Annotated in this window: 22 protein-coding genes; 9 read left to right on the forward strand and 13 right to left on the reverse strand. The window is 40.9% G+C overall.

Annotated features, from left to right (window positions below; genetic code table 11):
• Nucleotides 1–14: 14 nt before the first annotated feature.
• From FUA25_RS12910 to FUA25_RS12955, 10 genes are all read right to left on the reverse strand, one after another.
• Entirely contained in the window at nucleotides 15–1,349 is a 1,335-nt protein-coding gene (locus FUA25_RS12910; RefSeq protein WP_147757324.1) for a trigger factor, read from the reverse strand.
• Nucleotides 1,350–1,432: 83 nt separating this feature from the next.
• Nucleotides 1,433–1,984: a hypothetical protein gene (locus tag FUA25_RS12915; protein ID WP_147757325.1), complete on the reverse strand. Its 552-nt coding sequence runs from the start codon at nucleotides 1,982–1,984 to the stop codon at nucleotides 1,433–1,435.
• 11 nt (nucleotides 1,985–1,995) lie between these two features.
• Nucleotides 1,996–4,380, reverse strand: a complete 2,385-nt coding sequence (locus FUA25_RS12920; RefSeq protein WP_147757326.1) for a TonB-dependent receptor — start codon at nucleotides 4,378–4,380, stop codon at nucleotides 1,996–1,998.
• An 87-nt stretch (nucleotides 4,381–4,467) separates the two neighbouring features.
• Nucleotides 4,468–4,824: a hypothetical protein gene (locus FUA25_RS12925; RefSeq protein ID WP_147757327.1), complete on the reverse strand. Its 357-nt coding sequence runs from the start codon at nucleotides 4,822–4,824 to the stop codon at nucleotides 4,468–4,470.
• A 16-nt stretch (nucleotides 4,825–4,840) separates the two neighbouring features.
• On the reverse strand, nucleotides 4,841–6,766 hold the full coding sequence (locus tag FUA25_RS12930) for an ABC-F family ATP-binding cassette domain-containing protein (protein WP_147757328.1): 1,926 nt from the start codon (nucleotides 6,764–6,766) through the stop codon (nucleotides 4,841–4,843).
• Nucleotides 6,767–6,901: 135 nt separating this feature from the next.
• Nucleotides 6,902–7,630 carry a DUF4230 domain-containing protein gene (locus tag FUA25_RS12935; RefSeq protein ID WP_147757329.1) on the reverse strand — a complete coding sequence of 243 codons (729 nt, stop codon included), beginning with the start codon at nucleotides 7,628–7,630 and terminating at the stop codon, nucleotides 6,902–6,904.
• 74 nt (nucleotides 7,631–7,704) lie between these two features.
• Nucleotides 7,705–8,244 (reverse strand): hypothetical protein, encoded by a 540-nt coding sequence (locus FUA25_RS12940; RefSeq protein WP_147757330.1) that lies wholly within the window; start codon nucleotides 8,242–8,244, stop codon nucleotides 7,705–7,707.
• Nucleotides 8,245–8,255: 11 nt separating this feature from the next.
• The gene (locus FUA25_RS12945; RefSeq protein WP_147757331.1) at nucleotides 8,256–9,290 is read right to left on the reverse strand and encodes an acyl transferase; all 1,035 of its coding nucleotides are present in this window, start codon (nucleotides 9,288–9,290) and stop codon (nucleotides 8,256–8,258) included.
• Nucleotides 9,283–10,068, reverse strand: coding sequence for a UDP-2,3-diacylglucosamine diphosphatase (locus tag FUA25_RS12950; RefSeq protein WP_147757332.1), 786 nt, complete (start codon nucleotides 10,066–10,068; stop codon nucleotides 9,283–9,285). The genes FUA25_RS12945 and FUA25_RS12950 overlap by 8 nt, the downstream gene beginning before the upstream one ends.
• 80 nt (nucleotides 10,069–10,148) lie before the next feature.
• Complete coding sequence (locus FUA25_RS12955) at nucleotides 10,149–10,592, reverse strand: 6-pyruvoyl trahydropterin synthase family protein (protein WP_147757333.1); 444 nt, start codon at nucleotides 10,590–10,592, stop codon at nucleotides 10,149–10,151.
• A 100-nt stretch (nucleotides 10,593–10,692) separates the two neighbouring features.
• On the opposite strand from FUA25_RS12955, the gene FUA25_RS12960 reads away from it, so the two are divergent.
• The gene (locus FUA25_RS12960; protein ID WP_147757334.1) at nucleotides 10,693–11,343 is read left to right on the forward strand and encodes a ComF family protein; all 651 of its coding nucleotides are present in this window, start codon (nucleotides 10,693–10,695) and stop codon (nucleotides 11,341–11,343) included.
• A gap of 5 nt (nucleotides 11,344–11,348) precedes the next feature.
• Here FUA25_RS12960 and upp read toward each other — a convergent pair whose 3' ends face one another.
• Nucleotides 11,349–11,999: a uracil phosphoribosyltransferase gene (gene upp, locus FUA25_RS12965; RefSeq protein WP_147757335.1), complete on the reverse strand. Its 651-nt coding sequence runs from the start codon at nucleotides 11,997–11,999 to the stop codon at nucleotides 11,349–11,351.
• Between the two features lie 79 nt (nucleotides 12,000–12,078).
• Entirely contained in the window at nucleotides 12,079–13,389 is a 1,311-nt protein-coding gene (gene der, locus FUA25_RS12970) for a ribosome biogenesis GTPase Der (RefSeq protein WP_147757336.1), read from the reverse strand.
• Between the two features lie 178 nt (nucleotides 13,390–13,567).
• On the opposite strand from der, the gene FUA25_RS12975 reads away from it, so the two are divergent.
• From FUA25_RS12975 to murB, 6 genes are all read left to right on the forward strand, one after another.
• Nucleotides 13,568–14,053 carry a heme-binding domain-containing protein gene (locus FUA25_RS12975; RefSeq protein WP_147757337.1) on the forward strand — a complete coding sequence of 162 codons (486 nt, stop codon included), beginning with the start codon at nucleotides 13,568–13,570 and terminating at the stop codon, nucleotides 14,051–14,053.
• Nucleotide 14,054: 1 nt separating this feature from the next.
• Nucleotides 14,055–14,468, forward strand: coding sequence for a thiol-disulfide oxidoreductase DCC family protein (locus FUA25_RS12980; protein WP_147757338.1), 414 nt, complete (start codon nucleotides 14,055–14,057; stop codon nucleotides 14,466–14,468).
• Nucleotides 14,469–14,617: 149 nt separating this feature from the next.
• On the forward strand, nucleotides 14,618–15,277 hold the full coding sequence (locus tag FUA25_RS12985; protein WP_147757339.1) for a DUF4290 domain-containing protein: 660 nt from the start codon (nucleotides 14,618–14,620) through the stop codon (nucleotides 15,275–15,277).
• A 2-nt stretch (nucleotides 15,278–15,279) separates the two neighbouring features.
• Nucleotides 15,280–16,587 (forward strand): UDP-N-acetylglucosamine 1-carboxyvinyltransferase, encoded by a 1,308-nt coding sequence (gene murA, locus FUA25_RS12990; RefSeq protein WP_147757340.1) that lies wholly within the window; start codon nucleotides 15,280–15,282, stop codon nucleotides 16,585–16,587.
• A 132-nt stretch (nucleotides 16,588–16,719) separates the two neighbouring features.
• Nucleotides 16,720–17,925 carry a pyridoxal phosphate-dependent aminotransferase gene (locus FUA25_RS12995; protein ID WP_147757341.1) on the forward strand — a complete coding sequence of 402 codons (1,206 nt, stop codon included), beginning with the start codon at nucleotides 16,720–16,722 and terminating at the stop codon, nucleotides 17,923–17,925.
• Between the two features lie 78 nt (nucleotides 17,926–18,003).
• A complete protein-coding gene (gene murB, locus FUA25_RS13000) occupies nucleotides 18,004–19,023 on the forward strand; it encodes a UDP-N-acetylmuramate dehydrogenase (RefSeq protein WP_147757342.1) in 1,020 nt (339 codons plus the stop codon).
• A 12-nt stretch (nucleotides 19,024–19,035) separates the two neighbouring features.
• On the opposite strand, the gene FUA25_RS13005 is transcribed toward murB, so the two are convergent.
• Nucleotides 19,036–19,803: a hypothetical protein gene (locus FUA25_RS13005; RefSeq protein WP_147757343.1), complete on the reverse strand. Its 768-nt coding sequence runs from the start codon at nucleotides 19,801–19,803 to the stop codon at nucleotides 19,036–19,038.
• A 162-nt stretch (nucleotides 19,804–19,965) separates the two neighbouring features.
• On the opposite strand from FUA25_RS13005, the gene proC reads away from it, so the two are divergent.
• Together proC and lnt are read left to right on the forward strand one after the other, a co-directional pair.
• Nucleotides 19,966–20,766, forward strand: coding sequence for a pyrroline-5-carboxylate reductase (proC, locus tag FUA25_RS13010; RefSeq protein ID WP_147757344.1), 801 nt, complete (start codon nucleotides 19,966–19,968; stop codon nucleotides 20,764–20,766).
• A gap of 89 nt (nucleotides 20,767–20,855) precedes the next feature.
• A complete protein-coding gene (lnt, locus tag FUA25_RS13015; protein WP_147757345.1) occupies nucleotides 20,856–22,490 on the forward strand; it encodes an apolipoprotein N-acyltransferase in 1,635 nt (544 codons plus the stop codon).
• Nucleotides 22,491–22,504 lie beyond the last annotated feature (14 nt).

Raw genomic sequence — 22,504 nt, forward strand, 5'->3', positions numbered from 1 at the left:
ATTTGAAGTGAAAATTACTTCTTTATTTCTTCCAAAAACTCATCGTGCGTGATTTTGGTTTCCTTTTTTGTAGATTTTTCAAGGATCACGTCTTTCAGTTTTGCCATTCCCACTTCCGAGGAAATCTGGCGAACCTGTTCCTGATCTTTCAGCATTTCAACCGCATATTTCTGAATTTCTTCATCAGAAAGGTGGTGAATTCCGTACATCGCCAACTGGTTTCTCACCATCAGTTCTGCCTGCCCCAAAACATCTGTATATTCCAGTTTGATTTCGTTGTCATTCATCAGTTTACCTTCGATGATCTGGTATTTCAGCTGATTTCTTTCTGCTTCCAGAATTTCTTTTGCCTGATTTTCATCTTTAATGTTCTGGTTGCTGAACATTAACCATTTCACCAGGAACGTTTCCGGAAGTTTAACTTCTTCCTTTTCGTTTACCTGCTCCAGAACTTTGTTTACGAAATGAACATCAGCATTCTGCTGGAAGTACTCATCCAACTCAGTTTTCACCTTTGCTTTCAGTTCTTCTTCAGATTTGATGTTTCCTTCGCCATAAACTTTGTCGAAAAGATCCTGATCCAGTTCAGCCAGTTTCAGACCGTAGAAATCTTTCACTTTTACTTCAATTTCTTTATGGTGAAGGTGCTCTGTTTCTTCTTTGCTGAAGCCCAGTTCTTTTGCCAGGTCTTCATTTTTCTGTAGATCTTCTCGGGACACTTTAACTGATTCATCCATTTTTAAAGCTTCAACCAACTTGAAAGCTTCTTTCTTTTCAGCATCAATGGTTAAATTCTTTGGCGGATGGTTGTGTGCTCCGTCTGCATTTTCTTCAACAACCTGGTGAATTTCCAGAGCGATATAGGAATCTGCACCGATTTTATCCTGCGGAACCTGCTCTGCGAAACGTTTCTGCATGTTTTCAATGCTCAGCCCGATTTCCTTGTCAGAAGCTTCAATGATATAGTGCGGCGCTTCATATTTCGCCAGATCGATTTTGAAATCCGGTTCGTATCCAACTTCAAAACCTACAGACAACTGCTCTGCATTATAATCGAAATCATCAACAGCCTGTGGAACCGGCTGGCCAACCAATTTCAGTTTATTGTCGTTTACATAACTGTTCAGCGCCTCAGAAACCTGCTTGTTGATTTCTTCAAAAGCAATTCCCGCTTCATACTGTTTTTTCACCATGCTTAACGGCACTTTTCCTTTTCGGAATCCCGGAACCTGTGCATTTTTAGCATAATTAATCAGCTGTTTTTCAACTTTCTCTTTATAATCTGCTTTATCTAAGGTAACTGTAAGTAACGCGCTTACATCATCGTGGTTTGTCGCTGTAACGTTCATTGTTGTTTATTGAAATTTTAGGTTGCAAAAATATGAATTTTTTTAGAAGTTAAGGGGTAAAAACTGATAAAAAAAGTTAAAAATCAGTTGTTTAATCGAAAAACGGCCATTGCATCGGTTTCTCCTCCCACAACCGTTCCAAAAGCAAATCCGTTCTGGTTTTCATTTACCGATGCGGCATCATGAATGATTTTAAACTCCAGAACAGGAGCCGCAGAATCCACTGTTTTTATCACTGTCCATTTGGTTTTGAAGCCCACTCTGTTTCCGTCGGCCCGGATGATATCGTCCATTCGTGTAAGGTTGATCTGTGCACCCTGAAAAGCGAATACAAAAAAATGTTCATCGAGCGCACTGATGATTTCCTGAGTGACGTCTTCGTTTCCGTTCTTGAAAACCGTTTCTACGGTGTATGTTTTCCCGTCGGTAAGTTTGATTTCGGGAACGGTCACCGAGTTCACGGTATAATTATACGTAGCGGTGATTCCGGTGGCATCGTCTTTTACTTTCAGAATGATGTTGGAAATATCTTCCTGAGAAAGCACATCCTCATTTTCATCGGCTCTGGAGCAGCTTACTGAAAGTACAGCAAAAAGGATGAGCAGGAAATACGGTATTCTTTTTATGGAATTCATGTCAATTTTATTTAAAAGTTGTACTTAAGGTTAAGGATGAAATTTCTTCCTGTTTCATCTGAGAAAAACCGCAATCTGTTCAGGTAATCACGGTAATTTTTATCAAAAAGATTCGTCACTTTCAGTCCGGCTGAAAAATGACGGCTAAAATCCAAACCTGTCTGCAGGCTCCACAATGAATAAGCGGGCGGCGGAGTTGACAGATCAAGGACTTTCTCTACTTCCACGCCGTTTTCAAAAATTGTAATTACGGGGTTGTACACCGGAAATCTTTTTTGTTGCAGAAAAGTTTGATTTTCGGCTTTGATATAGAAGTTTTTCCATTCTTTTTTTGAAAACTCAAGACTGTTGGAGAAGTTCGGCTGCATCATGAGAATCAGCGGCTGGTTATTGGTCAGATCCTGGCCGTTGACATATGAAAACCGACCATTATAAGTGAAATTTTCATTGATTTTTAAATTCGCGTCCAGGTCAAAGCCGTACATTCTTGCATTAATCTGCACATAACTCCAGACCGGGAAAACGCCACGGATCGTATTTTGAATTCCCGTCGGAATCTGATTGATGAAATTTTCCGTTAGAAACAGATATGGATTTGCCGAAATTTCCAAACCGTTCAGAACAGAAATTTTTGAAGCAATATTCAGGTTTAGTTGGTTACCGGTTTCGTTTTTCAGGCGCATATTTCCCAATTCCAGAACCGAAGCGGAATGATGGAGCCCGTCGGCAAAAAGTTCAGCGATGTTGGGCGTGCGGCTGACTTTGGCGTAATTCAGTTTCAGGTTGAGTTTTTCGGAAGGGTGATATTCAATTCCTGCACTTAAGGAAAAGTTTCGGAAATCCAATTCAGGTTTTGTAAAAACCCTGTTGCCCTCTGTTTTTTCATAAAATTCTTGGAAATCATTAGCATAAAGATTGGTCCAGTCGCTCTCATCATACCATTTTTTTACGCTGTATTTTGTGATATCGTACCGCAGCGAACTTTCCACATTAATTTTCGGATTTATTCGGTATTTGAAGACAGAATAAACTCCGCCGGAATATTTGGTGTAGTTTGGAATGAGGCGCCTTGCCTGTGTTTCCGGCGTCGAATAATTATACTGATAAATAAAATCGATACCGGTTTCCAAATCCCAGTTCTGTCTTTCGATTAAATCACTGAAGGTAATCTGATTCGTAAACAGTTCCAGATCAAGCGACGGAATCTCCGACAACTCTCCTCTTCTCAGGTCAAATTCTTTCCGGTGATTGTACTGGAAGCTGTAATCAAAAGAAGCTTTCCCGAATTTTTCAAACCTTTTATAAGCAGAAATTTTGGCAAGATGATGCTGAATTTCCTGTTTCGGATTATCAATTGAATAGGAAAAATCTCTTTGATATAAAGGAACATCGGACTGCAGAACATTGTAAAAATCTTCAAGATTGCCGATATGAGAACCCCGGAATATCCCGATTTCCTGGTTGGTAAGGCTGTAATCGAAAGAAATTCCCCTCAAAAAGCTATTGTTCTGGACTGCAAATCCGAAGGAACTGAAATTCATGCCGGTATTCATCAGTCCATAATCCGGAGTTTGAAGATCGCCAAGTTTCTTGTATGCGCCATTCGTTTTTAAAGCCCAGCCGCTTTCCCATGTCTTTACGACATTTAAGTCCACGCCGATGCCACGGCCGTTGGAAATTCCTGAAAGGTTTACAGCACCTTTCAGGGTATCAATTTTCTTGAAAGTTTCGGGAATGAGCAACACGACTCCGCCAACGGCATCGCTGCCGTATTTGAGCGCAGAAGCTCCTTTAATGACATCAATATGTTCAAAATTCGCAACATCAATATTCGGCGCGTGTTCCACGCCCCATTCCTGTTCCGCCATTTTCACCCCGTTATTGAGGATGGAAATCCGGCTGCCATAAAGGCCGTGAATAATTGGTTTTGCAATGCTGTTGCCCGTTTTTAAGGCTCCGACTCCTGAAATTCCGGAAAGCAGATTTCCCAAATTTTCCGTTGAATTCCTACTGATTTGAGTTCTATCAAGCGTTTTAATGACTAAAGCATCGCGGCTTTTATGATTGCCGTGAAGCGTTACGGTTTCGATTTCGGAAATGTGATGCTCAAGATTTAAAGTAAGTTCCAGATTCCGGTCAACAGTTATGGATTCAGAAAAAGTCTCGCAATCGGGATGGGATGCCGTAAGTTGATAAGTGCCTTTTTTAACAGAACTGAAACTGAAGTTTCCGCTGTCATCTGAATTTGCAGTAAGATTTCCGATTGTGATTATGGCATTTTTTAAAGGAACTTTGTCGTGGAAGTCGATGACTTTTCCCTGAATTTTAAAATTTTGCTGTGCGCTTATAACGATGAACCCTAAAAACAGGAACACCAGATTGATGATGAATTTCATTTAAATAATTTTTGAATTGAATAAATACGAAAATGCAAAGGCTTTGTCAGAAAGCTTTGCGCATCATTTTTTCAAAAAAATGAGTGGTTAAATGAAATTGGAGGGCGGACCGCGGAGGTTGAAGTTAAAGATTTCCAGAACGGAAAATCTTTGTTGATAAGCGAATATTTCTTTCCTGAAATCTTCGGAAGTGTTAAGAGAAAGCTTAAATCCGTCCGGAATCAGGGTAAATCCGTCGTGCAGAAAGTGACAGGACAGGCAGTCGGAAAATTCCTGTCCCAAATGGTTTTCAGTATAGGTTTTTTCGGATTTTTTAAAATTAAAGTCCTTAAACACCAAACCGCTGCCATGGTTGTGGAAATTCTGCGAAAACAGCGCCACAAAAAGATACAGCACCACACAACATGATGAAAATATATTTCTGTAAGACTGCTTTGACTTCACGTTGCAAATTTAAATCTTAATTTTCAATTTGAGTGCCTAAATATTCCCATTCCTGCAAAGCGAGGTCAAGGTCGGTTTTTTTCTGCTGGTATTGCTCCAGTCTTTCTTCCGATGGGTTTTCGGTTGTGAAACCGGCTTCCAGTTCTTCAATTTTCAGCTCCAGTTCGGCAATTTTTTCCTCTACTTTTTTAATCTTGTTCTGGATATTTTTCTGGTCCTTGCTGACGAATACAGGCTTCACTTCTACAGGTTTCTCCATCGTTTTTTCAACTGCAACTTCGTTGCGCATTTCGCTGAGTTTCGATTTTTCTGCGGAAACTTCGCGGATGCTTTCTTTCTGACGGAATTCCAAATATTCATCGATATTTCCGAGGAATTCCTTCATCCTTCCGTCTCGGAATTCAAAAATCTTGTCGCATAAGCCCTGTAAAAACTCCCGGTCATGAGAAATCACAATCAGCGTTCCTTCAAATTTCTGAAGCGCCAGTTTGATAATTTCCTTCGACTGGATATCCAGGTGATTCGTAGGCTCATCCATGATCAAAGTATTGAACGGTCTCAGCAGCAGTTTACACAGAGCCAGCCTGTTCCGTTCACCACCGGAAAGCACTTTGGTTTTTTTATTCACATCTTCACCCTGAAAAAGGAAACTTCCAAGCAAATCGCGGACTCTTGGCCTCGTATCTTCAGTCGCGGCGTCTTCCGCTTCTTCAAGCACCGTTTTATTCGGTGTTAAAACTTCCTCCTGATTCTGGGCAAAATAACCAATATTGACGTTGTGTCCAAGATTCCATTCACCAGAATAATCGGTGATTTCTCCGGCTAAAATTTTCGCGAGAGTAGTTTTTCCCTGACCGTTCTGGCCGAGAAGCGCAATCCGGTCGCCGCGTTCTACAAAAAAGTCCACTTTATCGAACACATTTTTATTGCCGTAGGATTTTCCCAGTTTTTTGGCTTCAAAATTTACTTTTCCCGGAATTACGGACTGTACGAAACGGATGTTGAATTTGGAAACGTCCTCGTTGTCCACATCAATCCGCTCCACTTTATCGAGTTTTTTGATCAAAGACTGCGCAAAAGAAGCTTTTGTGGCACTCGCCCGGAAACGGTTGATATTGTCTTCCATCTGCTTGATCTCCACATCCTGGTTTTTCTTGGCCTGAATGAGTTTTTCCTTTCTCTCCTTGCTGAGTTCGAGATATTTGGTATAGTCGGCTTTGTAATCGTCGACTTTTTTGTTGTTGATATCAAAAGTCCTGTTGCAGACGGAAGTCATGAACTGCTTGTCGTGACTCACGAGAACAATCGCTCCCGGATATTCTTTGAGAAAACTTTCGAGCCAGATGATGGACTCCATATCCAAGTGATTTGTAGGCTCATCGAGAAGCATCAGATCATTCTTCTGAAGCAGTAGTTTCGCCAGTTCAATCCGCATTCGCCATCCGCCTGAAAATTCGTCAGTAATTTTATGAAAATCATCTGCCTTAAAACCCAGACCCAGTAATATTTTCTCGACGTCACCTTCCAGATTATAGGCATCGTAATGCATAAGAAGGTCATTCAGTTCGGTCATTTTGTTGATGAAACCTTCATAGGCTGCACTTTCATAATCGGTTCTGGTGGCGAGCTGATGGTTCACCTCATCCAGTTCATTTTTCATGGCATTGATCTGCTCAAAAGCCTGCATGGTTTCGTCCCAAACCGTTCGGCCTTTCACAAAATCAAGATCCTGCTTCAAAAAACCCACCGAAATATTGCCATCGGGAACCACACTCCCTTCGTAGAAGTTGATTTCGCCGGTCAGCATTTTAAGAAGTGTTGATTTTCCCGCACCGTTTTTACCTACCAAACCGATTTTATCATCTTTTTTGATGGTAAAATTGACGTTATGAAAGAGATAGTTTCCTGAATGATGAAGACCTAGACCTTGAACTGACAACATATAAATTGGGTAATAACAGTGAGTAATTTCGAGGTGCAAAAGTACGGAAAAGAAATTTATGGCCTTACGTTTATTTTAACACCTGAAAAATGGCCTTAAAGATGAAGAAATCAGTTTTTATTGTTGAAAAATTCTCTACGAGTTCGTATTCATGGGCTTGTAATCCATTTGATTTTTGCCTTCCGTTATTTTCGAAGAATTTTCGAGGAAAAAATTTTTACCTTCCAAAAGTTCGGTAAGCAACATTCTCATCTGTTCGGCCGCCACTTCCGGGAGATGGGATTTTTTTGCAGCTTCAATCACCTGTCGCTTGCCATTCTGCTGGATTTTGGCCAGGTCATCTTTGCTGAAAAGATTGAAAAACTGTTCTTCAATATTGTAATATTTGTAATCGGTTTCAGTGGAAAGAATTTCAGGAGGCGGAAAATTAAGGAGTTTCACGCGTCGGTTCTGCTCGTCGACTTCCCATTTGAATTTCTCGAAATCATAACCCACCAGGACTTTTGCCTGAACAATGACCAAAGCTTTCTTTTTGGAAGGAATAAAATTGAGCAGTTTGGTGGTTTCTTCGTAGTTGTAGATTTCGTTGAAGTGTCCTTCTGCCGAAACCACTTTAAACACTTTGCGCATGCTTTCGGCAATCGTGTGCGAACTTTCTGTAATCACGGGCGGAGAAGAAGCCATCTTTCGCGATGCTAAAAAGGCAATTATTCCTCCTAAAATAAGGCCCAAAAGCAACATCAGAACAATCATCATGGAATTTGCCGATTCAGAGCTGGAAAGCTGATAAAGAAAAACACCTAAGAAAATGATCATCAGGATTCCGACTGACCAAAGAATTATTTTGAATTTATTTGAGTTCATGATGCGCTATTTGGGTAAATCTACATCAAAATCAGTGCTGCGATTTTTCAAAGTTCAGTCACGGGAAAAATTTATCACTTTTTCTGAGGAATTGGAGGCGGCAGAATCAGTTCTTCGCGCTTCCCTTTAAGTTCCAGTTTTTTGAAATAGTAATTCCGCGCCATCATTTTCAGCATCAAATCTTTGTCTACAAGGTTCCAGAATTTCTCTTCATGCACTTTTTTAGGTTTCCGGACTTCAAAAAAAGTGGTTTCCCAGGAATCGGGATTGTGATAAAACTCAATGATTCCGCAATGTTCGGGGATTTTATCGGCTTCAATCATTCCCATCGGCAAAAGAAAACTGAACTGATTGCAGATGTAGTCGCCACAGGAAATTTTATCGTGCTTCAGGAATTTTTCCTTCGTTTTGGCATTCTGGTAATTCTTCTTGAAATCATTTTTGAAATCACTTTTCGAAAACTTGATTTCGAATTCGTGACTGAAACCTTCGGAACTGATGACCAGAATATCGGCTTCCCAATCGGAATGGAAATGGTTGGTCAGCACCAGATCTTTCTCGAAATCGTAAAACTGAGCAATGAAATTATAAGTAAGTTCTTCTACTTTTAGCATTCGGTTAAAAATTAAGACACCAGTAAACTGCAGCCGCGGATATCGGAATGATCGATGCGGCCCAAAACCTGAAACTTTTTTTTCAAAAAAACGCTGTCAGTCTCAGCATCGTGAGAAATTTCAGAATCCACAAGGATTTTGCCCAGATCCTGGGTTGCAATAAAACTGCAGGAATGAATATTCGCCAGATCAATAATGTTGATGGCGCCGGTTCTTCCGTCTTCCACATACGAAAAAGGATCTTCCGTATTTCGGACCAAAATGCGCATCCAATTTGGGCTTTCATACATATTATCGCCCAGAGAATACGCCTGTGAAAGCAGTTCGGTCATGGAATACTCGGAATAAATCCGGTCGGTACCAAAACCGTTTTGAAGAATTTTCAGGAGTTCATCTTTCGTCATTTCCTCCTTTCGGCCTTTCATGCCGCCGGTTTCAATGATCGTGAGATTTTCCGAAAATTGCAGCGTCTGACTTTCTACTGAAGATGAATCCAGAAAATCCAGAAGCGCAAATGAAACGCCGAACAGGATTACCTTTCTATTTTCTGCTGAAAGTTTATTTAAAAGTTCTTGTAATTCTGCGTGGTTATAAAGAAAATAACCGTTTTCCGGTTTTCCCGATTTCTTCATAAGAAAATCAACCATATAAATCAGGGATGAATGCTGTTTTTCGAGATAACTCGGCAAAAGTCCGAGGAAGATATAGTCTTCCGGATTTCCGATAAACTGTCTGAAACCTTTTAAAATACTATGCTGATAGAGATTTTCGTCGGCAATCCAATGTTTGGAAAGGTTCTTCTGAGTCGTTCCAGAACTTTGGAAATACAGATCAGTCCTGAAGTTTTGATCTAAAATCTGGTGGTTTTTGAACATTTCAATCGGCAGGAAAGGAATTTTATTGATTTCCTGAATTGTGGACGGATCAATGTTCAGATAGTCAACAAATTTGTGGTAGACCTCCACATTCTCGTACTGATAGCGGAAAGTTTCCAGACATTTCTGTTGGAATTGCATTTCCGTGTTTATCTGAAAAATGTTAAGCATTGGTATCAACTTTAATTGGATTTTCAAAAGTTTTCAGCTCAAAATCAAGTTGAAATTCACCGTACGTAAAATAAGAAATCCAGTCGCCAAGGTTAATGTATTTGGAATTTCCTTCCAGATCAAGAACCATCGGAAGATGGCGGTGACCGTAAACGAAATAATCTATCTTTTCTGTCTTAAGTTTTTCTTTGGAGTAGATGATGAGAAATTCCTTGTCTTCGCCCAGAAACTCTTTGTCTTCTTCTCCGGAAATCATTTTGTTTTTTTGGGAAAAATACAGCGCTACTTTCATGGCGATATCAGGGTGAAGCCATTTGAAACCCCATTGTGCCACAGGATTCGTAAAAAGCTTTTTCATCCTTTTATACCCTTTGTCGCCCGGACCGAGTCCGTCGCCATGCGCCAGAAGAAAGTTTTTTCCGTTGATTTCAAAGTACTGCTTATCGAAAAATACCGTGCAGCCAATTTCATCTTCAAAATAATTTTTCATCCACAGATCATGGTTGCCGACAAACATATAGAGTTCAATTCCGGAATCTTTGAGCTCCGCAAGTTTCCCCAGAACACGGACGTATCCTTTCGGAATTACGTGGTTCCACTCATGCCAGAAATCAAAAAGATCACCCATAAGAAATAAAACCTGGGCATCAGATTTTATCCCGTCGAGCCAGCGGATGAATTTCTCTTCCCGAACCTTGCTATCCTTTGGATTCGGAGCCCCAAAATGCTGATCGGAAGCGAAATATATTTTTTTACCCTCTTCTAAACTTATTTTCATTTTTCAAACACAAATTTCACAAATGTTCCACACAAGTAACAACTATTTTAGGCGATTTTAAGTCACAATCTGCATTTAAATTAATTTTCTTCAGCAAACCATTCACCATAGGAATTTTCGGTTTCGTGGAGTTTCAAATAGGCTAGAGACACCTCGCCGGGAAGTTTGTTTTTTATTTTTTCGGCGATTTCGTACAGCATGTTTTCGCAGGTCGGCTGGTAACTGCAGAAAATCACTTTATGACCTTTCTGCTCGAGATCTTCACCCAGTTCTTTGTGTGGAGAAACCGCGTTTATCAAAACCGCGTGATCCCAAAGATCAATAATTTCTGATTTCACGATTTTCTTGATGTCGCCAAAATCCACTACCATTCCGTTTTTGGGTTGATCCAGATCGTTGATGGGATTTCCTTTTACGGTCACGAAAAGTTTATAGGAATGTCCGTGCATATTTTTACACTTTCCGTCGTAATTATAGAGAACATGAGCGGTTTCGAAAGTAAAAATCTTGGTAATGCGTATCATGGTGCAAAGATAATGTTTTTTTAAAGCCGAGTGCTTTCGAAGGACAGTCTCAAACCAATGTAATTTTAAAAATATGATGTAATTTTATACAAACAAAATCATGTTTCTGGATCTTATCTTCCCGAACCGCTGCCTGGAATGCAACCGAATCATCAGTGCTGACGAACTGGTCTGTGCACTTTGTGTTGAGCAAGTTCATTTTACCCATCACGATTTCTGCGAAAATAATTTACTAACAGAATCCTGCAGACTTCAGTTTCCGGTAGAACATGCTTTTGCGCTGATGCAGTTTGAAGAAGAAAGTTTGAGCCGCAAGATCGTTCATCAGCTGAAATACGGAAAACGCGAAAAAGTGGGAAAAATACTGGCAAATTGGGTTTCAGAAAGAATTGATTTCAGAGAAAGCAAACCGGATTTGATGGTTACAGTGCCGCTCCATCCTAAAAAACTCAGGGAAAGAGGTTATAACCAGCTTCATCTTTTTACAGAGACGCTGTCGGCGAATTTTAAGATACCCTTTGATCATCATCTAATCAAAAGAAATTTTTACCGTAAAGCACAGGCGAAAAGAGCTAAATTGGAGCGTGCAGAAACAGATTACCTGTTTTCAGTGACAAAACCCGTTTCCGGAAAACACATTATGATCATCGATGACGTTTTCACCACCGGCAATACGATGAGTTCCGTTGCGTGGGAACTTCTGAAAGCCGGAGAAAATAAAATTTCGGTGTTGGTAATGGCGCTGGATTAAGGAGCTTACCGCTGAAGTTTTTCGCCGTAACTGAGATCTCCTGCATCGCCCAACCCCGGACTGATATAGCCTTTTGACGTCAGATTTTCATCAATGACTCCAACCCAAATTTTGGCTTCAGGATAGGCAGCCCGTATTGTTTCTACCCCCTGCCGGGAAGCTATTGCGGCGACAATGTGAAGTTGAGTGGGTTTTCCATGATTCAGCAGGTCTTTAATGGCCTCAATCAGACTTGCGCCGGTCGCCAACATCGGGTCCGCAACAATTAAAGGTCGTCCGTCGATATTCGGACATGTTAAATAATCCTGTTTGATGGAGAAATAGTCGTTTGCGTCGTGCTGTCTGTACGCTGCCACAAAACCGCAGTCTGCTTTATCGAGATAGTTTAAAATTCCCTGAAACAACGGAACCCCAGCTCTTAAAATCGTTGTAATAACCGGCTGAACGGCAATTTCCTTTACTTTCAGTTTGTCAAGAGGTGTCGTAATTTCAATTTCTTTCTGTTCCAGGCCTTTGCTGATCTCGAAAGCGGCAATCTCGCCGATTCTTTCCATATTTCTGCGGAACTTCATGCGGTCGTTCTGCAGTTCTACATTTCGAAGTTCGTTGATCCAGGTATTGATCAGGGAAAAATTATCAGATAAAACGGTAATCATAGCAGTTAATATGAGGCAAAGTTCGTTAAAAAAATATTTCAAAAAAAAGCCTTTCAGAAAAATCTGAAAGGCTGATGTTTTATTTCTGGCGGAAGTAGACTTCAATCGGTACTCCGGTAAAGCCGAACTGCTTGCGCAGCTGGTTTTCGGTAAACCTTTTGTACGCTTCCTTCACATACTGCGGAAGGTTGCAGAAGAATACAAACTGCGGACTCGGAGTCGGGAGCTGGACGCAGTATTTTATTTTCACATATTTCCCTTTAATTGCAGGCGGCGGCGTGTGTTCGAAAACCGGAAGCATTACTTCGTTCAGTTTTGAGGTCTTGATTTTCTTAGCCCTGTTTTCATAGACTTCCATTGCCACTTCTACCGATTTCAGAATTCTCTGTTTCGTTAAAGCGGAGATGAAAAGAATCGGAATATCGGTAAACTGTCCGATTTTATCTTTGATCTGATTTTCGAAATCACGGGTGGTATTGGTGTGTTTATCTTCAACCAAATCCCACTTGTTCACCACGATTACAATGCCTTTTCTGTTTTTCTGTGCCAAACCGAAAATATTCATGTCCTGAGATTCCCAACCCAAAGTGGCATCCACCATAATGATGACCACATCTGAATATTCGATGGAACGGATGGAACGCATCACGGAATAAAATTCAAGATCTTCCTTTACTTTGGCTTTACGGCGCATTCCCGCTGTATCGACCAAAACAAATTCATGTCCGAACTTATTGTACAACGTCTGAATGGAATCTCTTGTAGTTCCCGCAACATCGGTTACGATATTTTGTTCTTTATCAAGAAGCGCGTTGGTTAAAGTAGATTTCCCCACATTCGGTCTTCCAGCGATCGTAATTTTTGGCAGGCCTTCAAAAGGATCTTTATAATCGGTTGTAGGGAATTCATTTACGATATCATCCAGCAATTCTCCTGTTCCGGAACCGGTTGCCGAAGAAAGCGTGAAATATTTTTCGATTCCCAACTGGTAAAATTCGGTGGCGGCAAGTTCTTCTTTTGCTGAATCCACTTTGTTGATGGTTACATAAATGGGTTTGTTGGAACGGCGAAGCATTTCGAAAATTTCCTGGTCGGTATCAGTCAGGCCTTCTTCCACATTCAGCATGAAAATAATAGAGGTAGCCTCATCGATGGCGAGCTGAACCTGTTTTGAAATTTCTTCCTGAAAGACATCTTCGGTATTTACTTCATAGCCACCGGTATCAATCACGGTGAATTCCACACCATTCCAGTCGGATTTGCCGTAATGGCGGTCTCTTGTAACCCCTGAAGTGGAGTCTACAATGGCTTCTCTTCTTTCGAGAAAACGGTTAAAAAGGGTCGATTTTCCTACGTTGGGGCGCCCAACGATTGCAACGATATTGCTCATCAAATTTTGTTTAATAATGTAATTATTAATGGGTTACTTCAACTTTTGAAGCCCAAAAATTTTTGCAAAGATAGGCTTTTTGCCGCAAACTAAACCGGTTACTTATGGAAAGGCGAAATGAGCCACAAAATTACCTTTGGATCGCTTAAATTTTGTAAATTCACCTGAAATTTCAAATATGAAAAAAGTCTTAGTTGTTCTGTTGGTTATTTTCGTGATTATTCAGTTTTTCCGAATCGATAAAACAAATCCGCCAAGCACTCCAAAAATGGATTTTTTGACCATTAAAAACACGCCGCAGAGCACTGCCAAGCTCATCAGAGCAGGCTGTTACGACTGTCACAGCAACGAATCCAAATATCCGTGGTATTCTAATGTTCAGCCTCTTGCCTGGTTTCTGCAGAATCATATTGAAGAAGGCAGAAGCCATCTTAATTTTTCCACTTTCGCCACATATGAACCCAAGAGACAGGCTCATAAACTCGATGAAGCGGTGGAAATGCTGGAGAAAAGGGAAATGCCGCTGGAATCTTATGTTCTTGGGCATCCTGAAGCCAAATTTACCGACGCACAGTATGCTGAAATGATATCTTATTTCAAAAAACTTGCAACAGAAACCAGAATGGCCAATAATCTACCTGTTGAACAAAGCGAAAAAGATTAAATTGACAGATCTTTCGAAATATTATATCTTTTTTGACGGCGACTGCGGTTTCTGCAATCAGTGGGTACAGTGGATCCTTGAAAAAGATAAAAAAGACGAATTTCTTTTTTCTGCACTTCAGTCAGATTTCGGACAACAGTTCCTGAAAGAGAGAGGACTGGAGCAAAAGCAGTTCAACACTCTATATTTGTGGAAGCCTGATTCTTATTATTTGGTAAAATCGGAAGCGGTATTAAAAATCGCGAAGATTTTAGGAGGTACCTGCGGTTTTTTAGCAAAACTGAATATTTTCCCGAGGTTTTTCTCGGATCAGATTTATGATTTGGTAGCAAAGAACAGAAAACAAATTTCCCCTGAAACATGCAGACTCCCTACCGAGCAGGAAAGACACAAATTTATAGAAAAAGGCTCTTGAATTAAAAAATATTTAAATTTAATGCAGTAACTCTTTTTCGGCGGCGGCTTCGCCGCCGCCGAAATTCCAAACAAAAACAAATTCTTACAACACCCTGCACGGAATTCACCTTCCGGAAAAATCCAACCCAAAATCTTATATTTGCAGCTATGGAATACAACACCGACAGAAATCATCTCAATTTACCGGAATACGGAAGAATCATACAGAAACTCGTGGAACACTGCAAAGAACTTGCAACAAAAGAAGAACGCAATGAAATGGCCAAAGGCATCATCGATTTCATGGGCCAGAGAAATCCCCAGTTGCGCGACGAGGAAAACTACAAACATAAACTTTGGGACCATCTTTTCATCCTTTCGAACTATGATCTGGATGTAGATGCTCCCTATCCATTCCCTACCATAGAAGAACTTAGAGAAAAGCCGAAGCGAATGGAATATCCGAAACTTCAAGGTGACTACAAATTTTACGGGAAAAGCATCCTTCAGCTCATCGATATGGCCATAGAACTCGAAGAAGGCGATGAAAAAGATGCACTTATTCAGGTGATTGCCAATAACATGAAAAAATCCTACAATGTTTATAACAAGGAACACGTGCAGGACGACGTTATTTTCAGACATTTAAAGGAACTGTCCGGAGAAAGACTCGATTTAACAGGCATTGATTCGCTGGATAAAAGCAAAATCTACTATTCTGCCAACAGAAACACCAAAAACAACGGTAGAAACCAGAGCAGCAGTCAGAATAATCCACAGAATAAAAGACGCAATTACAACAGCAACCCAAAAAACAGAAATAAGTAATAATGAGCGGTTCATTTCAGATAAGAGGCGGAAAACAGTTACACGGAGAAATCACTCCGCAGGGTGCAAAAAATGAGGCGCTTCAGATTTTATGTGCGGTCCTTTTAACCGACCATGAAGTCCGGATAAAGAACATTCCCGATATTCAGGACGTCAACAGGCTGATTGAAATCCTGGGCGATTTCGGTGTTAAAGTCACCAAAAACGCTCACGGCGATTACACGTTCAAAGCCGATGAAATTAATTTCGAGTACATAAAATCGGATGATTTTAAAGAAGACGGCTCAAAACTCCGCGGTTCCATTATGCTTTTAGGTCCGATGCTTGCGCGGTTTGGAGAAGCATATATGCCAACTCCGGGTGGCGACAAAATCGGAAGAAGGCGTCTTGATACCCATTTTCACGGTTTCGTGGAACTCGGCGCCGAATTTCAGTACGACGAAAACAAATTTTTCTATTCGTTGAAAGCAAAGGAACTTCGCGGAAAATACATTCTGCTCGATGAAGCTTCTGTCACTGGAACCGCGAATATTGTAATGGCGGCTGTTTTAGCAAAAGGAACGACAAAAATTTACAATGCAGCCTGCGAACCTTATCTTCAGCAGCTTTGCGATATGCTCAACAGAATGGGCGCAAAAATTTCGGGAATCGGCTCCAATTTCTTAACGGTCGAAGGCGTTACCTCTTTGCAGGGCACCGAACATACGATGCTTCCGGATATGGTGGAAATTGGCTCCTGGATTGGCCTTGCGGCGATGACGAAATCTGCAATGACCATTAAAAATGTGAACTGGAATCAACTAGGGGTCATTCCGAACACGTTCAGGAAACTGGGAATTCAGCTGGAACAGAGTGGTGACGATATTATGATTCCTGCTCAGGAACAGTATAAAATTCAGAAATTTATCGACGGTTCTATTCTTACCGTTTCTGATGCGCCCTGGCCGGGATTTACACCAGATTTACTTTCTATCATTCTCGTGGTGGCTACCCAGGCGAAAGGGACATTACTCGTTCACCAGAAAATGTTTGAATCGCGTTTATTCTTTGTTGATAAACTCATTGATATGGGCGCGCAGATTATCCTTTGCGATCCACACCGCGCAACGGTGGTTGGTCTGAATCACGAATCGCCTCTTCGCGGGACGACGATGATATCGCCCGACATCAGGGCGGGAAATGCCCTGCTCATCGCAGCACTTTCTGCAGAAGGAAAATCAGTCATTCATAATATCGAACAGATCGACCGCGGCTATGAAAATATCGACGGCCGACTGAAAGCTTTGGGAGCTGATATTGATAGAATTTAATTATCAATTTTTTTATGAAGCCGGAGAAATTCTCCGGCTTCTTCATTTTACGTCAATAAATTCAGGTCAGACGCGCTCTTTTAAATGGTTTGATTCCTCAAAAATCCCTAAATTTGTAAAAATTTCAAAAAAATGCCGAAAATTTCACACAGAGCAGCCCATATGCCTGCTTCACCTGTAAGAAAACTCGTTCCTTATGCCATTCAGGCAAAACAGAGAGGAGTGAAAGTATATCACCTCAACATAGGGCAGCCCGACATTGAGACTCCTGAAACGGCAATGAATGCGCTCAAGAACATCGACCTTAAAGTTCTTGAATATGCACTTTCTGAAGGAAATCTGGAATACAGAACGGCACTGAAAGACTATTACCATTCCCTTGGATTTTCGGATCTGACAACTGATGATTTCATCGTGACCAACGGTGGTTCTGAGGCGCTTAACTTTGCGATTTCCACGCTTTGTGATGACGGCGATGAAGTCATTATTCCTGAGCCGTACTATGCCAATTACAATGGTTTTACCAATACATTCAATGTAAAGGTTGTAGCAGTTCCGTCAACAATCGATACAGGTTTTGCACTTCCTCCAATTGAAGAATTCGAGAAAAAAATAACACCGAAAACACGCGCCATCATCATCTGCAATCCGGGAAACCCAACCGGTTACCTTTACACACGTGAAGAACTTCAGCAACTTGCAGACATCGCCTTGAAACATGACATCGTGATTATTTCTGATGAAGTGTACCGCGAATATGTGTACGACGGGAAACAGCAGATTTCGATGTTCGAATTTCCTGAAATTGCCGAAAACTGCATCGTCATCGATTCAGAATCGAAAAGATATTCCATGTGCGGCGCAAGAATCGGCTGCCTGATTACCCGTTCGAAAACAATTCATGATGCTGCCATGCTTTTTGCTCAGGCAAGGCTTTCTCCGGTTCTTTTAGGACAGATTGCCGCCGCAGCCGCACATCAGAATGATACCGCTTATATTTTAAAAGTGCGCGAAGAATATACCCACCGCAGAAATGTCTTGGTGGATTTACTGAACGGAATTCCGGGCGTGATCTGTCCGAAACCGAAAGGTGCGTTTTACTGCGTTGCCGAACTTCCGGTAGATGATACCGAGAAATTCGCACAGTGGCTTCTGGAACATTATTCACACAACAAAGAAACGGTGATGATCGCCCCGGCAGGCGGTTTTTACAGCAATCCGGAACTCGGCAAAAAACAGGTGCGTATTGCTTATGTCCTGAAAGAAGCAGATTTAAGACGAAGTGTTGAACTGCTGAATGACGCGCTTCAGAAATACAGAATTGAGTTTAGCTTGTAATTTTACCAGAAACGGGCTTTTGCCCGTTTTCTGATTTTAGGCCCAGCTTCAGCCGGAATAATCAATCAATAAACCGCAATGACGATCCAGGAAAATTTCCCATTAAAAAATTACAATACTTTTGGCGTTAATGTTTCTGCAAAATATTTTGCGGAGGTATCTTCGGTGGAAGAACTTGTTGAAATCCTCAAAAATGATAACACTTCGACCCTCCCACTCCTTTTTTTGGGCGGCGGAAGCAATATTCTTTTCACGAAAGATTTCGACGGTTTGGTCATTCAACTCCATTTAAAAGGGATTTCTGAAGAAATTCTGGATGAAAATCATGTTCTGGTCAAGGCAAAAGCCGGTGAAAACTGGCATAAGTTCGTGCAGTTCTGCCTCACCAAAAATTACGGCGGACTCGAGAATCTGTCGCTGATTCCGGGAAATGTGGGAACTTCACCCATGCAGAACATCGGTGCGTACGGAACAGAAATCAAAGATACTTTCGTGAGTTGCAAAGTATTGAATCTTGAAAATTTGGAAGTGGAAGTCTTTGACAAAGAAAAATGCCGTTTCGGTTACCGCGACTCCATTTTCAAGCAGGAAGGAAAAGGGAAATACGTCATTCTTGAGGTGGCGTTTAAGCTTACTTCAAAAAACCATACCGTCAGAACCGACTACGGTGCCATCAAATCGGAACTTGAGAAACTCAGCATTGCAAATCCCACCATTCAGGAGGTTTCAAAAGCGGTCATCAATATCCGCCAGAGTAAACTTCCCGATCCGAAAGTCATTGGGAATGCCGGAAGTTTTTTTAAAAACCCTACCATTCCTCTGGAACAGTTTCTGAAAGTTCAGAAAAAATTTCCGGAAATGCCTAACTATCCGAACGGAAATTGGGTCAAAGTTCCTGCCGGCTGGCTCATCGAACAGTGCGGCTGGAAGGGAAAACAGATTGGAAATGTAGCTTCTCACGAACTTCAGGCACTCGTCATTGTTAACAAAACCGGAAACGCTTCCGGGAAAGAGATTTATGAATTTTCAACGATGATTATTGATTCGGTGAAAGATAAATTCGGGATTGAATTGGAAAGGGAGGTGAATATCATTTAAATGATGTGGAATTTACTGAAGAACTTTTATTTGGAACTGGTATCCATTAAAGTTCAAACTTTTCCATTCCTGGGATTGCGGATAGTAAAAAAGCATCTCTGAATCCTTATTCAATCTCAAAGTAATGTTCTGTTTTTCACCGCTTTTCAAATAAAACACCAGAAAAAATCCGTTTTGTGGATATTTAATAATTCTTGGTAATCTAATTTCCCACTTCTTCAAGCTTACCTCATCAAGATTTTTATCAAAAGTAAGAATCGGTGCGTTCAAGTCAGGAACACCATTTATATTTGGAACAATTTGAATTTGTAAAATACCTTTCGGGTTTCCAAGAATTTCAGGAAATACCGTAATTGATTTAATAAACGTTTTTTTTGTGGAGTTGATTTTAACGAAGGTGGCCACCTGCTGCCGAAGAAAAAATTCAGAGAGGGCTGCACCGTTTTTACGGCTTTTAATATTTTTTTCCTTCCTGCTTTTGGTATTGATTCTGAAAAGTTCTACAGACTCAATTTCTTTTACTTTATCAAAAAAAATTAAAGTGTCCTGGTGGATATAAAAATCAACTAATTTGTCGCCAAAAATGACTTTGTCAGCTTCTGCCGAATGATAATCATTAAAATTTGATTTCTTCAGAACCACTTGCTTTCCTTGATGCAACATCGGAATAGAATCCAATACTTTTTGGTCAGAATCTCTAATAAAAACCTGACCGTTGACAAAAACCGAAAGGAAAAAGGAAAAGAACAAGATTCCTTTTTGAAAATACAGGCCTTTCATTTTTAAATTGATTATCGTTAAGGAATTTGGGCAATATAAATCACTTACTATCTCTAAAATTAGTAAATAAATTTATCATGTCGGATGTGGAGCACTCGATATCCATCATCCGCAGATCTAAAATCAACTATCTTTGGAAAATAGATTTCTTAAATCAAACAAATGAAAATAGCAGTATTAGGAGCAGGAAATATGGGGATCTCATTTTCAAAATCTTTTTTGAAATATGAACTGATAAAAGTTGAAAATCTTCACCTCATCACCAGAAATAAAGACAAAATCGCAAAACTTACGCAGGAATTCCCTGGGTCAAAGATTACCGCTTTCGATGAAATTACGGAACTGGATGCCGATCTGGTCATTATTGCCGTGAAACCGCAGGATTTTGCTTTTGTTGCGAAACACATTCCCCGATTCAACGAGAAACAGATGCTCCTTTCGATCATGGCCGGAATTAAAATCGAAAAAATTCAGAGACTTTTCGGTCATCAGAAAGTAGTCCGCGCAATGCCGAATTCGCCTTCGCTTTTAGGGATGGGAATTACCGGCTACACTGCCGCAGAAGGAATTTCTTTCAGTGAACTGATGCAGATCGAAAGATTTCTGAACTCCACAGGACGCTCCGTTTACATGGAAGACGAAAACATTCTGGACGGTGTTACCGCGCTTTCCGGAAGCGGCCCAGCGTATTTTTATTATATTGTTGATGCAATGATAAAAGCCGGAACCGAAATGGGCATCGAAGAAAACATGGCAAAACTTTTTGTCAAGCAAACCATGTTGGGCGCGTATCACCTTATGAATAATTCCGAAAAAAATCTGGAACAGCTCATCAGCGACGTGGCTTCAAAAGGAGGAACTACAGAAGCGGCTTTGAAAACCTTCGACGACAATGGTCTGAAAGGGATCTTGCGCAAAGGGATTCTGGCCGCGGAAAAACGGTCGGAAGAACTGAGCAGATAATCTTAATTAAGAATAATTTAATCATTTTTTGTTTGGCCGCATGTTTGCCTTCACATATTTTGAAGTAAATTTGCCCTTTAATTTTCCTTATGAAATACCTGGTTCCGGCTTTAATTTCCGCAGTTTTACTCAGCATTTCCTGGCCCACTTACGGCATTCCTTTCCTTATATTTTTTGCGCTGGTTCCGTTACTGATGGTGGAACACCAAATCTCGAAATTTTCGAAATTCAAGCGGAAAGGGTCGATGGTTTTCGGGATTTCTTATCTAACCTTTATCATCTGGAACATTGTGACCACTGGCTGGCTCTACAATTCCATGAATCCTGACGGAACTCATTCGCTTTTCGCCGTGGTAGTACCGGTTTTGGTGAATGCTCTTCTGATGGCCTTCACATTCCAGCTTTATCACTGGTATAAAAACGCGGCAGGAACCTATTTCGGGCTTGTTTTTTTTGTAGCCATCTGGATGTGTTTTGAAAAACTCCACCTGAGCTGGGAACTGACCTGGCCTTGGCTGAATTTCGGGAATGTTTTCGCTGATTATCCCAAACTCATCCAATGGTACGACACTTTCGGGTCGACCGGCGGAAGTTTCTGGATCCTGATCGTGAATGTTTTTGCATTCTATACTTTACGAATTTGGGAAGCCGGCAGAAAACAGAAGGCTCTGCTTAAAAATGTTGCCATTTTATTGGGTCTGATTGGTGTTCCGATGCTGATTTCACTTATTCAATACCATACTTTTGACGAAAAACCGATCGGTACGGTAAATGTTCTGCTTCTTCAGCCGGAACTCGATCCTTACACCGAGAAATATTCAAAAGACAGCCTTACGATTCTGAATGATCTTCTGCAACTGGCAGAAGAAAATTCGAAAGGTCAGATTGACTATTACATTGGGCCTGAAACTTCAATTCCGGGCTTCGGCTCGATTTCTGAAACAGGTTTTGAACAAAGTCTGCTTTTGAATACCGTGAAAGGTTTTCTGGCAAAACACCCGAAATCAGTTTTCGCCACGGGAATTTCTTCTCATAAATTTTACCGCAACCCCGGCGAAAAATCTGAAACTGCTTATCAGCTTTCAGACGGAACTTTTGTCGACAGCTATAATTCTGCAGTACAGATCATCCCGAACCAAAAAATTGAAGTGTACCACAAAGCGAAACTTGTTCCCGGCGTGGAAATTTTCCCTTACATCAGGGTGCTGAAACCTGTTTTGGGAAATGCAATGCTTGATTTAGGAGGAACCAATACGTCACTTGGAATCGATAAAGAAAGAAAAGTTTTCTCCAATCCATACAATAAAGGAAAACTGGCTCCGATCATCTGTTACGAAAGCATTTACGGCGAATTTGTTGGTGATTATGTTAAAAAAGGCGCCAATTTCCTGGCGATTATGACAAATGATTCCTGGTGGGGCGTTTCTCAGGGCCATGAGCAGCTAATGGCGTACGCAAAACTCAGAGCGATCGAGACAAGACGGGAAATTGCACGTTCGGCAAACAGCGGAATCTCGGCGCATATCGATGCCAAGGGAGATGTTTTAGCAGACACCTTGTATTTGGATAAAACCGCGCTTTTCGCCAAAATAAATCTGTACGATAAAATCACATTTTATTCCAGAACGGGAGATATCCTTTCCCGCCTTTCGATTTTCATCATAGGATTTTTGGTGGTATATTATTTCGGAGAAAAAATGCTGAAACGGAAACCAAAAAAATAATTTCTGACCGCCTC

The sequence above is a fragment of the Chryseobacterium sp. genome (genome assembly GCF_008014695.1).
Lineage (GTDB): Bacteria > Bacteroidota > Bacteroidia > Flavobacteriales > Weeksellaceae > Kaistella.